General features: G+C 73.6%; 10 protein-coding genes, 1 tRNA gene and 1 pseudogene. 6 read left to right on the top strand and 6 right to left on the bottom strand.

What is annotated here, in order from left to right:
- Positions 1–213, top strand: a pseudogene (locus BZZ08_RS21095) (serine/threonine protein kinase); the annotation flags it as partial.
- Positions 214–234: 21 nt separating this feature from the next.
- On the opposite strand, the gene BZZ08_RS21090 reads toward BZZ08_RS21095, so the two are convergent.
- Positions 235–1,608 (bottom strand): hypothetical protein, encoded by a 1,374-nt coding sequence (locus BZZ08_RS21090; protein ID WP_104633815.1) that lies wholly within the window; start codon positions 1,606–1,608, stop codon positions 235–237.
- Positions 1,609–1,737: 129 nt separating this feature from the next.
- Positions 1,738–1,866, bottom strand: a complete 129-nt coding sequence (locus BZZ08_RS39610; protein WP_003999697.1) for a DLW-39 family protein — start codon at positions 1,864–1,866, stop codon at positions 1,738–1,740.
- Between the two features lie 338 nt (positions 1,867–2,204).
- On the opposite strand from BZZ08_RS39610, the gene BZZ08_RS21080 reads away from it, so the two are divergent.
- From BZZ08_RS21080 to BZZ08_RS21070, 3 genes are all read left to right on the top strand, one after another.
- On the top strand, positions 2,205–2,597 hold the full coding sequence (locus tag BZZ08_RS21080; protein ID WP_104633813.1) for a DUF6344 domain-containing protein: 393 nt from the start codon (positions 2,205–2,207) through the stop codon (positions 2,595–2,597).
- A gap of 190 nt (positions 2,598–2,787) precedes the next feature.
- Entirely contained in the window at positions 2,788–3,576 is a 789-nt protein-coding gene (locus BZZ08_RS21075) for a GntR family transcriptional regulator (RefSeq protein WP_104633812.1), read from the top strand.
- The gene (locus BZZ08_RS21070) at positions 3,573–4,391 is read left to right on the top strand and encodes a glycosyltransferase family 2 protein (RefSeq protein ID WP_446750266.1); all 819 of its coding nucleotides are present in this window, start codon (positions 3,573–3,575) and stop codon (positions 4,389–4,391) included. The genes BZZ08_RS21075 and BZZ08_RS21070 overlap by 4 nt, the downstream gene beginning before the upstream one ends.
- Positions 4,392–4,416: 25 nt before the next feature.
- On the opposite strand, the gene BZZ08_RS21065 is transcribed toward BZZ08_RS21070, so the two are convergent.
- Both BZZ08_RS21065 and BZZ08_RS21060 read right to left on the bottom strand, forming a co-directional pair.
- Positions 4,417–5,292 (bottom strand): FkbM family methyltransferase, encoded by an 876-nt coding sequence (locus BZZ08_RS21065; RefSeq protein ID WP_104633811.1) that lies wholly within the window; start codon positions 5,290–5,292, stop codon positions 4,417–4,419.
- Positions 5,293–5,360: 68 nt separating this feature from the next.
- Positions 5,361–5,567, bottom strand: coding sequence for a ferredoxin (locus tag BZZ08_RS21060; RefSeq protein ID WP_104633810.1), 207 nt, complete (start codon positions 5,565–5,567; stop codon positions 5,361–5,363).
- A 162-nt stretch (positions 5,568–5,729) separates the two neighbouring features.
- Between BZZ08_RS21060 and BZZ08_RS21055 the strand changes: the two genes are divergently transcribed.
- Complete coding sequence (locus tag BZZ08_RS21055; protein WP_104633809.1) at positions 5,730–6,293, top strand: hypothetical protein; 564 nt, start codon at positions 5,730–5,732, stop codon at positions 6,291–6,293.
- Between the two features lie 363 nt (positions 6,294–6,656).
- Positions 6,657–11,042: an nSTAND1 domain-containing NTPase gene (locus BZZ08_RS39955; protein WP_104633808.1), complete on the top strand. Its 4,386-nt coding sequence runs from the start codon at positions 6,657–6,659 to the stop codon at positions 11,040–11,042.
- 210 nt (positions 11,043–11,252) lie between these two features.
- On the opposite strand, the gene BZZ08_RS21045 is transcribed toward BZZ08_RS39955, so the two are convergent.
- Positions 11,253–11,326: transfer RNA gene (locus BZZ08_RS21045), tRNA-Ile, on the bottom strand.
- Positions 11,327–11,437: 111 nt separating this feature from the next.
- Positions 11,438–12,163, bottom strand: coding sequence for a DUF3566 domain-containing protein (locus tag BZZ08_RS21040; RefSeq protein ID WP_198601601.1), 726 nt, complete (start codon positions 12,161–12,163; stop codon positions 11,438–11,440).
- Positions 12,164–12,165 lie beyond the last annotated feature (2 nt).

Below are 12,165 nucleotides of genomic sequence, written 5' to 3'. Positions count from 1 at the left end.
CCCGCCCAGGCCCTCGCGCCGTCTCCGCCGCAGCGCGCCGACGTCCCCACCGCCGCGTACACCGCCCGGAACCCGCGGTCCGCCCCGCCCGCCCAGCACCGTGGGACCCGGCGGCGCCGCCGTCCCGGTCCCCCGGCCCGGGTGGCCCTGCCGCTGCTGCTGCTCGCGCTGGCCTGCTACGCCGTGGGTTTCTGGGCACTGACCCGGATCTGAGTCCGGCGCGCCGGAAGGGGGCTAGGCCCGGCGCCGGGCCGTCGCCGTCCACACGGCCAGGCCGAGGAGCAGCAGGCTGCCGGTGCCGATCCCGCCGACGGCGACCGCCTTCATGGCGAGGTCGTCGTCCGCGGCGGCGCTCACGGGCGCGGCCGCCCGGTCCCGCGCGGAGACCTCGAAGAGGCCCTTGGGCCGGGACTCCCCCGCGTAGTCGGGTCCGGCGCCCGCCGTTCCCCCGAGTCGCAGGCGCAGCGTCACGCCGAACGGGCCCTGGCCGAAGTCGTCGGCCACCTGGGCCGCGAGGTGGATCACGACGTAGTAGTCACCGGCGAACCGCAGCGCGCCGACCTGTCCGGCGGTGGCGTACCGGTTGGGGTACGCCACCGGCGGCAGGGGGGAGAGGCCGACGGTGGTCCGGCGCCCGGTGTAGCCCTTGGCGGCGTCGTCGACCTCGCCGCGCACGGGGTTGTGCAGGGCCAGTCGCAGGGCCCCGGTGGCATAGCCGGAGGCGTCCGCGGAACCGGCGAGTTCCGCGGTGGCGTACACCTGGCGGCCCCAGTCGACCGGCACCTTGTAGTAGAGGGTCTCCCCGGGCCGGATGTCGTCGCGCCAGACGCCCTGCCCGACGAGGGTGGCGTGGGCGAAGCCGTTGCCGCCCGGCCGGTGTTCCGGCTCGCCGGGGAGCGGCTCGGGCGAGGCGGAGTCCCAGGTCTCGGGCGCCCCGGTGGCACCGGTCTGGCGCGGGCGGGGTTCGGTGGCGGCGGTGAGTTCAAGGTCCCAGTCGTCCGGCGGGGAGTCCTGGGGCCGGGTCCGCTCGACGCCGACGTAGTAGGTGCCGGGGTCCTGGCACCGGTTGGCGCCGGGGTCGATCTCGCGCATGCCCCAGGCGGTGACCGGGCGGGGGCTGCGGGCGGCGCCGAAGGTCGCGCTCTGCACGGAGCACGAGCCGCCGTCGGCGTCCTGCACGGAGACCCGGATGCCGTCGACGGCGGTGACCTCGCCGTCGGCGCCGGGTACGGCGGTGACGGAGACGTAGGCGTCGGAGGCGTCGTCGAGGTCGAGGCGGTAATAGAGGACACCGTTCCGCGGCAGGGTGCTGCGGTACGTGGAGCCGGCCTCCAGCGGTTCGGCGCCCGCGGGGGCAGGCGCGCCCGCTCTGCGCACGGCGTCGCCGGCGAAGTCGTACCCGTCGGTCGCACCGGCCGAGCCGGTCCCACGGGCCGAGCCGGGCTCACCGGCAGCGAGGGCGGCGGCTCCGGGCAGGGCGGCGGTCGTGGCCAGTACGAGTACGGCGGCCACCACGGCCACCCGCCCGGACACCGCCGGTCGCGCGGTCACCGACGGTCGTGCCCGCCCCGTTCCGGCACGCCGCCGAGCCGTACACCACCGTCCCATGACCCGCCACCCCTCGCGTTCACCGGCTCCGTCGCCGCCCGCCCCCAGCGGACCGTGCCCCCTCGGGGCAACACAAAACCCCGACCGTATGACGGCCGGGGTCTGCTCAGGACCGGATGTCGGTCGTTCTCACGAACCCGTGGGCACGGAGTCAGTCGCCTCCGTCCACAGATCCTGCTCGGCGCGATCCGCCTGGATCTGGCGGTACACGAGGAGCCCGCCGATGGCGGCCAGTGCGACCAGGAGAAGCTTCTTCACCGCGCGACCTCGTCTTTCCTTGACGTAGGGGACCTCTGGCGCCCGACTATACACACCGGCCGATACCGATCGGTGACCTGCGTCGACGGTCAACTGCCCGTCCCGGGAACCCTTTAGAAGCGGACGAACCCATTCTGATCGGAGGGTGATCACACCCTCACATGCGGTGACTTTTGCCCGCCTCCCTCCCGTCTGGGCACCTTTTCCAGCCCTTTGCGGCCATTCGAGTGGTGTTCATCTGAACATCGACGCGCCACGGGCGTCGGTCCACCACTTCGCGGCGCTCATACACATCATGAGGAAAGTACGCAAATCGCCCAACCCGAAAGTGAGGGGCCATGGCCCGGAACAAGGTCCTGACGCTCTGGACCACCATCGTCACCGCCTTCCTCGCGCTGTGCACGGCGCTCGGACTCATCACGACGACGGCCGCCGCGGCCGTACCGCAGACCGGAACGCACAGCAACACCGAGAGCGCCTCCCCCGAGGCGGCACCCGCGGCCGCGGTTCCCTGGTCCTGGTCCTGGTCCCGAACCGGTTCCCTGCCCCCCACGATGAAGCAGCGCATCCGCGCCGAGGCCCACGGCACGGCGCCCAGTTGCCGCCACCGCCCACTCGCCGACGCCGCAGCCACCGCCACGGCCGCCACCACCGCCACGGCCACCGGCCTTCGCTGCGACGACACCGCCGCAGAGCCCCCGGCCCAGCACACCATCCCGCTCCAGCGCTGAGCGGCCCGCACCACCCCGACCCCGACGTAACGGCGATCTGCGTACGCACCACACGCGAGAACGGCCCGGCAGCTCGACAGAGCAGCCGGGCCGCCGTCGTGTGTGCGGAAACAGGACGATACCCGGTCAATCCCGTCCGCTTCCCGCCCCCAACTCTTCAAGACCTCTTGAGGAGTTGTACCCTGCGGCCATGCCCAAGGCCTACGAAGTGATCGCGGACGATCTGCGCCGCTCCATCCGAGCGGGTGAGCGGCGCCCCGGCGACCGGCTGCCCTCGGAGGCCGACCTCGCCCACCACTACCGGCGCAGCGTGCCGACCGTGCAGAACGCGCTCCGGCTGCTGAGTGACGAGGGCCTGATCGACAAGCGGCACGGCCTCGGCACCTTCGTCCGCCGGCCCCGCACCCCGGCGGTGCGGGACAACCGCCGGCACCAGTGGGAGAAGGACCGGGCCCGGCGCCCGCTGGCCACGCGGGCCGAGACGGGCGCCACGGAGCGCGACACCGGCCTGCGGGCCGACGACCTCGTCTTCCACGCGGAGTACCGCGAGCGGGAGGCGTCCGCGGAACTGGCCGAGGCCTTCGGCGTCCCGGAGGGCACCGTGCTCCTCCGACGCGTCTACCGGACGCGGTACTCGGCCGAGCCCGCCCCGTTCAACCTGGTGACCTCCTACCTCGTCCGCGACATGATCGCGGCCAACCCCGACCTCCTGGACGAGGCCAACGAACCCTGGCCGGGCGGCACCCAGCACCAACTCCGCACCGTGGGCATAGAACTGGACCGCGTGGAGGAGCGCCTGACCGCCCGCCCGCCGACACCGGAGGAGGCCGCGGCCCTGGACCTGCCGCCGGGCACGTCGGTGATCCTGCTCCGCAAGACCTCGTACGACACCGACGGCCGGGTGGTCGACGTCTCCGACGTCACGCTGCCCGGCGACCGCACCGAACTGCTCTTCACGACCCGTCTGGAAAGGTGGTGAGTGCCGCCGTGAACCAGCACGTCACCGTCGTCACGGCCGTCCACGGCCCCTCCGCCCCCTTCCTGCCCGAGGCCTACGCCTCGCTGTGCGCCCAGGAGATGCCCGCCGGCTGGGAGTGGCGCTGGGTGATCCAGGAGGACGGCCGCACCCAGGACGTCCGGCCCCACGTGCCCGACGACCCGCGGGTCGTCTTCCACCAGGGGCGCCACGGCCGGCAGGGCGGGCCCGGGGTGGCGCGCACGATGGCCCTGGCCCACGCCGACGGCGGGTACGTGAAGATCCTGGACGCCGACGACCGGCTCACGCCGGGCGCCCTGGCCCGCGACCTGGCCGCCCTGGAGGCCGACCCGTCGATCGGGTGGGCGACCTCGCGGGTCCTGGACCTGCTGCCCGACGGTTCGACGGCCGGCTTCCCCGGCGACCCGGCGCACGGGCCCATCGAGCGCGGAGGGGTGCTCGACTTCTGGAAGGCGAACGGCTTCCGCGCCCAGGTCCACCCGGCGACCCTCCTCGTCCGGCGGGACCTGCTGCTCGCCCTCGGCGGCTGGATGGCCCTGCCCGCGTCCGAGGACACCGGCCTGCTGCTGGCGCTGAACGGCGTGAGCCGGGGCTGGTTCTCGGCGGAGGTCGGCCTCCTCTACCGCAAGTGGGAGGGCCAGGAGACCGGCCAGGCTGCCCACGCCGACCCCGTCGAACGCGAAGCCCGGATGGCGGTGGTGGAGGCCAGGGCACGCGCCCTGACGTCCTTCGGGTGGCGCCTGCCGGAAGGCGCCGACGACTCCAACGACTCCGGCGGGTCGCGCGGGCGCTCCTGAAACGGGCGTCGGGCGCGCCCGGCGGTCAGGGCAGCCGTTCCGCGTCGACCCGCGAGAAGATCAGGTCGCTCTCCTCGGTCACCGGCCCGCGCAGGCGGACCGGCGCCCGGGGGGCACCGCTCAGCGCCGCGGGGTAGCTCCCGGGCGCGTAGTCGTTGGCCAGCCGGTAGACGTGGAACCCGGCGTCCCGCATCACCGCCAGCAGGTCGTCGGCACGATCCCCGAGCCGGGCCATGCGCTCGGGCGACACCTCGACCGTGATCTCCGCGTCGGACCGCAGGGCGCCCAGCACCGGCGCGAGACCGCGCACGACACTCCCCTCGGCGCCCTCGACGTCGATCTTGATCACCCGGGCGGTCGCGATCTCCGCCGCGTCGAGGAGCTCCGGCAGCGGCCGGGCCCGTGCCCGGAAGCTGGACTCCACCGGGCCGTCGTACGGGACGATGCTGTTCGCCCCCGTGTTCCGTGAGCTGGCGAGCGCGAAGGTCAGCGTCCTGGCGCGGTCCGAGACGGCGGCATTGAGCGCCCGGACGTTGCCGAGGGCGTTGAGCCGGACGTTCCGTACCAGGCGGCGGTGGAGATCCGGCGACGCCTCGATCGCGACGACCCGGCCCCCGGCACCGACGAGCCGGGCCGCCAGGACGCTGAAGACGCCGATGTTGGCCCCCACGTCGACGAAGCCGTCCCCCGGCCGCAGCCGGTGCCGCAGCCAGCCCGTCAGATGCGGCTCCCACGCGCCGAACAGGTACAGGTACCGCTGGATGAGGTCCTGCGTGTCCACGGCGAACAGATCGCCGCTGCGCGTTTCGACGACGGCCCGGCGCGGGTGCTCGCGCAGCCGCGGGTTCAGCCAGTGCGCGGCGAGGGCCGCCTTCCCGAAGGTGCCCGGGCCGATTCGCACGTACCGGGCGGCAAGGCCGGCCAGTGCCTCGGCGACGGCGGCACCCGGCTCGCCCCGGGTACTCAGCGTCAGACCCCTTCCGTTTCCGTGCGCGTGATGGTGATCGCCGCGGAGGGACATCCCTCGGCCGCCTCCCGCACCCGGGGAGCGTCGACGTCGTGTTCCCGGCCGGGTATGACGGCACCGAGGCCGTCCACCCGGGTGAAGACGGCAGGGGCCCGGTGGACGCAGTCTCCGGAGCCGTAGCACTGCTCGGGGTCGACGGAGATCCTCATGCGCACTCCAGCAGCGGTCGGTTGCGGGCCTTCACGACCTGCCTGCCCACGGAACGGCACACTGAATCCGCCCCGGCCGCCCGCCTGTTGGCCGACTCGCTCCGGTCCTCATAAGATCATCCGACACTCGTACGCGGTGCGGAGTGGTGACGGGGGGACGGTGTGGGAACCGGCGAGCAACTCGTGACGATCGCGGCCGTACTGCTCGGCGCGCTGACCACACACGTCACGAACTACCTGATGGAGCGGAGCAGGAACCGCCACCAGCTGCTCACGCGGTGGGACGACAAGAAGGTCGACGCCTACGGGGAGTACGTGGACGCCGCCAAGATGCGGATCGCCGCGTCCGTGCCGCTGTACGAGGCGCGGGAGGGGCTGCGCGAGAGCCACCGGAGCGAGGAGGAACTGCGCGACGACCTGGCGGAGGCGAGCCGGCGCTGGGGGTCGGCCTTCGAACGGGTCATGCTGCTCGGCGGGGACGAGGCCATCGAGTCCGGGCACGAGCTGAACGTGGTGCTCGCCGAGATCGACTGGCAGGCGACCGGCCGGATCGACGGCAGCCTGGAGGAGTGGCGGGAGCGGCACCGGGCGGCGTTCCGCGCCATCAACGCCTTCCACGAGGACGCCCGGGCCGACCTGGGCATCCGGGGCAGGGTCACCGGCGAGAAGCACCCGGAGCGCGATCTGCTGGTCCCGCCCGCACGCCGGCCGGCCGCCCGGGATTGACGGCGACGGCGGCGGCCGCATCGACCACAGGTGCGCGTCGGCATGGTTTGGCTCCGGTCCCTCCCCTCGTGGGGACCGGTGCCAAACCATGCCGGCGCCGTTTTCTCGCGGGTGGTACCGGCCGGGTCGGGGGACGGGCCACCGAAAGCTGACCGAGAACATGCGGCCTCACGGGGTGGCTCTCCGAGTGCTGAGCCGCTGACCTGTCCGGGTGCCGCGGGGCCGCCTCGCCACTGCGACGCGATCCTGCCACCCGTGGTCGCCGCAGAGGAGGTTCCGGAGCCATCGGACCGCTGTAGCCGCAGGTCAGCCGTATAGAGTGAGTTTTCCGGTCCGGACGTCCAGGTGCGGGGGAAGTAAGGAGTGGAGACCTTGAGTTTCGACTCAGGGGCACGCACGGCCTTCGCAGAACGCCTCGCACTGCTGTACAGGGAGGCGGGCAACCCTCCCCTCAAACGTGTGTCCGAGGCCGTCGTCCGGCTCCAGCGGGTCGATGAACGGGGGCGGCCCGTGCGGGTCTCCGCCCAGCGGATCAGCGACTGGCGGCGGGCCAAGAACGTGCCCGCCCAGTTCCCCGCCCTGGCGGCCGTCCTGCACGTCCTCATACCCCAGGCGCGGCGCGCCCGGCCGGTACCGGTCTCCGCCGGCCTGTACGACCTGGCCCGGTGGCAACGCCTGTGGGAGCGGGCGGTGGCCGACCCGACCGGTGAACGTCCCGCGCCGGCCTCGGCCGCGGAGCAGCCCCCGGGCGAGGCTCCGGCGGCCCCCGGCGGGATCTGTCCCTATCGGGGACTGGCCGCCTACCGCAGGCAGGACGCCGACTGGTTCTTCGGACGGGAGCGGAGCACGCGGGCCCTGGTCGCCCAGCTCCACGCGACGCGGGACACCGGCGGCCTGGTCATGCTCGTGGGCGCCTCAGGAGCGGGGAAGTCCTCGCTGCTCAACGCCGGTCTGGTGCCCGCCCTGCGGACCGGCACGCCGGACGCCTGTGACGGTCCGCCCAGGCGGGTGCTCCAACTCGTGCCGGGGGCCGATCCGCTCGGCGAGCTGACCCGCCTGATACCGCAGTTCGCGCCGGTCGTCGGTGCCATAAGGGAAGCGGCGGCCCAGGAGACGGCGGCCCCGGGCTCCCTCGAGACCCACCCCACGGGCGACCCACGGGCGGAGGACGCGGCGAGGGCAGCCGTCGCGGCCTGGGCGGCCACCACGGAAGGCCCACCCGGACCGGGGGGAAGGGACGGGCCGGACAGGACGGACGGGCCGGAAGGACACCGGGGCAGCCGGGGCAGCCGGGGCAGCCCGGCAGGGCAGGCGGGCCAGGCGGACCAGGGAGGCCAGGACGGCCAGGCAGACCTGGGGGGCCAGGCAGGCGAGGCAGGCGAGGCAGGCCCGCTTGACCCGGCAGATCCGGGCGGTCGGGACGGCATGGACGGCCCCGAAGGACAGGCGAGCCCGACAAACCCGGACAGTCGAGATGTCCCGGACGGCCGCGACGACCAAAACAACCTGAACGACCAGCACAGCCGGGACACCCGGGCACTCCCGGATGCCCCGGAGAGCGCCCGTCCGGTCGTCATCGTGGACCAGTTCGAGGAACTCTTCACCCTCTGCGCCGACGAGGCGGACCGGCGCGTGTTCATCCGGCTGCTCCAGGCCGCCTGCACGCCCGGCGCCGACGGGGACCCGCCACCGGTGCTGGTGACCCTGGGCGTACGCGCCGACTTCTACGACCGGTGCCTGCGGTACCCCGAGCTGGCCGACGCGCTGCAGCACCGGCACATGGTGCTCGGGCCGCTGACCACCGCGGAACTGCGCGAGGCGGTGACCGCTCCCGCCAGGGCCGTCGGCATGGAGCTCGAACCGGGGCTGGCCGAGCTGATCATCCGCGAGGTGAGCACCGACAGCCCGCGCGGGGCACACGACGCGGGCGTGCTGCCGCTCCTCTCCCACGCCCTGCTCGCGACCTGGCAGCGGCGCAAGGCGGGCCGGCTGACCCTGGCCGGATACCGCGCGGCCGGCGGCATCCAGGGCGCGGTGGCCGCGACCGCCGAGCGGGCCTGGTCCGGTCTGGACCCGGCGGCCCGCACGGCCGCACGGCTGCTGCTGCTCAGGCTGGTCCGGCTGAGCGAGGACACCCAGGCCACCCGCAGGCGCAGCACGCGGCGCCGGCTGGCCGAGGAGTCGGTGGACCCCGACAAGACCGAGGAGTCACTGGAGGCGCTGGTACGGGCCCGGCTGGTGACACTCGACTCGGACACCGTGGAGATCACCCACGAGGCGCTGCTGCACGCCTGGCCCCGGCTGCGCGACTGGATCGACGAGGACCGCGCCGGAAACCTGCTGCGCCAGCGGCTGGAGGAGGACGGCCTGGCCTGGGAGGAGTCGGACCGCGACAGCGCGCTGCTCTACCGGGGCTCCCGGCTGGCGCAGGCCGGCGGCTGGGCGAAGGCGGCCGGCGACACCTTCCTGACCCGCAGCGCGGTGGAGTTCCTGGCCGCCGCGGACCGGCTGCGCAGACGCACCGTCATGATCAGGCGTGCCGCGGTGTCCGCGCTGGTCGTCCTGGCGCTGGTGGCCGTCGGTTCGGCGGTGCTCGCCTGGCAGCAGCGCAACGACGCCGTGTTCGAGCAGGTGGTCGCCGAAGCGGACCGGGTCGAGGACACGGACCCGTCCCTGTCGGCCCAGCTCGACCTGGCGGCGCACCGCCTGCGGCCGGACGACGAGAACGTCAGGAACCGGCTGATCTCGATCGTGAACGCGCCCCTGGCCACCCCGGTCCTCGGGCACACGGGCGCCGTCTACCTCACCTCGTTCAGCCCCGACGGGCGGACCCTGGCGACGGCCAGCTACGACCGGACGGTCCGGCTCTGGGACGTCTCGGACCCCGGCCGTCCGAAGCAGCTGGGAAAGCCCCTCACCGGACACACCAGCTGGGTGAGCACCGCGGTCTTCAGCCCGGACGGCCGCACCCTGGCCAGCGCCTCGGACGACGGCACGATCCGGCTGTGGGACGTGCGGGACCCGCGCCGTCCGCGCCCGCTCGGCGCCCCCCTGACCGGCCACGGCGGCACCGTCTACCTGCTCGCCTTCAGCCCGGACGGCCACACCCTGGCCTCCGCCCACGACGACCACACGGTCCGCCTGTGGAACGTCGCCGACCCGCGCCGCCCCGAGGCGCTCGACACCCTGAGCGGCCCCACCGCGGCGGTGCGCTCGGTGGCGTTCAGCCCCGACGGACACACGCTCGCGGCCGGCGGCGACGACGAGAAGGTCCGGCTGTGGGACGTGGCCGACCCGCGCCGCCCCGAGCCCGTCGGCGCACCGCTGGCCGGCCACAGCGGCCTGGTGCACTCCGTGGCCTTCAGCCCCGACGGCCGCACCCTCGCCAGCGGCAGCGCGGACGACACCGTACGACTGTGGGACGTCACCGATCCCGCCGGGGCGAAGTCCGTCGGCGCACCGCTCACCGGTCACAGCGGGCCCGTCTGGGCGGTGGCGTTCAGCCCCGACGGCGACACCCTCGCCACGAGCAGCGCGGACAGTACGGCGATCCTGTGGAACGTCAGCGACCCGGCCTACCCCTCGCAGGTCGGCGTCCCCCTCGCCGGCGGCAGCGGTGAGATGTACGCCCTCGGCTTCAGCCCCGACGGCCACACCCTCGCCACCGGCAGCGGTGACAGCAAGGTCCGCCTGTGGTCGCTGCCGACCTCGGACATGATCGGCCGTATCGGAGCCTTCCGTCCGGACGGGCGGGCACTGGCCACGGCGGCCCGCGACGGCCGGGTCCGGCTGTGGGACGTCACGGACCCCGCCCGGCCCGTGTCGCTGAGCGCGCCCTTCAAGCCCGGGGAGGGGGACATACGGTCACTGGTGTTCTCCCCGGACGGCAAGACGCTCGCGGTGCTCGTGGGGGGCCGCGCGCTGCAGTTGTGGGACGTCACGGACCCGGCCCGGCCCAAGGCCCACGGACCGCCGGTGGCGCTGCGCACCCGGTACGCGGGCCCCGACACGCTGGCGTTCAGCCCCGACGGCCGCACCCTGGCCACGGCCCACGACGACCGCTCCATCCAGTTGTGGAACGCCGAGGATCCGTCCCACCCCCGCCGTCTGGGCAAGCCGCTCGCCGGCCACACGGGATACGTCAACACGCTCGCGTTCAGCCCGGACGGCCGCACCCTCGCCAGCGGCGGCGCGGACGACGCCGTACGCCTCTGGGACGTCACCGACCCCGCGCACACCACCCGCCTCGGTGCGGCCCGTACCGGGCACCTCGGACCCGTCAACGTCCTCGCCTACAGTCCCGACGGCCGCACCCTGGCCAGCGGCAGCGACGACGGCACGGTCCGCCTCTGGGACGCCACCGGGCCGGGCGAGGCGTCCGGGGCCGAGACCACGCTCGCCGGGCACACCGACTCGGTGGTGTCGCTGACGTTCAGCCGGGACGGCTCCACCCTGGCCAGCGGCGCCAACGACAACACGGTCCGGCTCTGGAGCGTCACCGACCCCGCCGAGGCCGCCCCCATCGGCCAGGCGATGAGCCCCAACGCCAAGACGGGCAACTTCCTGTCCTTCAGCCCCGGGCACCACATGCTCGGGGTCTCCAGCGGCACGGACACCGTCCGGCTGTGGAGCCTGGGCGTGGACGACGCCATCGACCGCATCTGCTCGGCCACCCGGGGGGTGCTGACCGAGGAGAAGTGGCACGAGTACCTGCCGCGCCTGGACTACGAACCACCGTGCGACCGGTGAAGCCACCCGCCTGCGTGATCCCTGTCACATCTCCGGCACCCGACCGACCAGTCGGCACCCACCGGACACCCGGCCTTGTTAGCCTTGGCCACAGCCCGACCGCTGGCGCATCCCCCGTCGCCAGCGGTCGGGTCTTTTTCTGAGCTCTCCCGCCCCACCGCGGCACACGCGAAGACCCCCAACCGGATCCGGCTGGGGGTCTTCATGCTGTGGGGCTAACAGGATTTGAACCTGTGGCCTCATCCTTATCAGGGATGCGCTCTAACCAACTGAGCTATAGCCCCGCCGCGCTCTGCGGTGTATGTCCCGCGCGCTGACCCCTGAAGATTAGCGCACGAGGCGGGCAGTCCCAAAATCGGTTGTCGCGCGGCCGACGAGCACGGTCGGCTCCCGGATCACTCGTCCTCGGCGAGCGTCAGCTCCACGCCGCCGACGAAGCCGGCGGACAGGTTGTAGATGAACGCGCCGAGGGTGGCGAGGGCCGTCGCGAGGACGACGTCGATGACCGCGATGACCGTCGCGAACATCAGCACGTTGGGCAGCGACAGGAAGGACTGCAGGTCGAAGCCGTTGGACTCGTTGGACCCGGTGGCCTCGGCGATCGTGCCGCCGACCGTCGAGAAGACGCCCATGGCGTCCATGACCATCCACAGCACGGCGGACGCGACGATGGTGCAGATGCCGAGCGCGATGGAGAGCAGGAAGCTGACCTTCATCACCGACCACGGGTCGGCCTTCGACACGCGCAGGCGCGCCTTGCGCACCCGGGGCGTGGTGCGTGCGCCGGTGCGCGGGCGGCGCACGGCCGCCGTGTTGCCGCCGTGGGTCTGGTAGGCCTGCGGCGGGTGGTAGGGCCCGCCGGGCTGCTGGGGCTGCCGTTCTCCCGGCAGCGGCGAGGCAGCCTGCTGAGTCTGCTGGCCTCGGGTGTCCGTCACAGTTCCCCCCTGGGATCCATGCGTTGTGGACGAGCTCCCCGAGTGCGAGTCGGTCGCTCCGTCGTCGATCTTGCGCAGTTGAGTCGTGTGCGAATCCGTCGCACGCGCGGCGGAGCCACGGCCGCCGCCGCCCGTTTCCGTACCCGTGGGGGTACCGGCCGATCCGGCGCCCGTGGCTCCGCTCACGA

The organism is Streptomyces sp. MH60 (assembly GCF_002939385.1).
In the GTDB taxonomy this organism is placed as follows: domain Bacteria; phylum Actinomycetota; class Actinomycetes; order Streptomycetales; family Streptomycetaceae; genus Streptomyces.
This window is presented reverse-complemented; position numbering and strand designations above follow the sequence as displayed.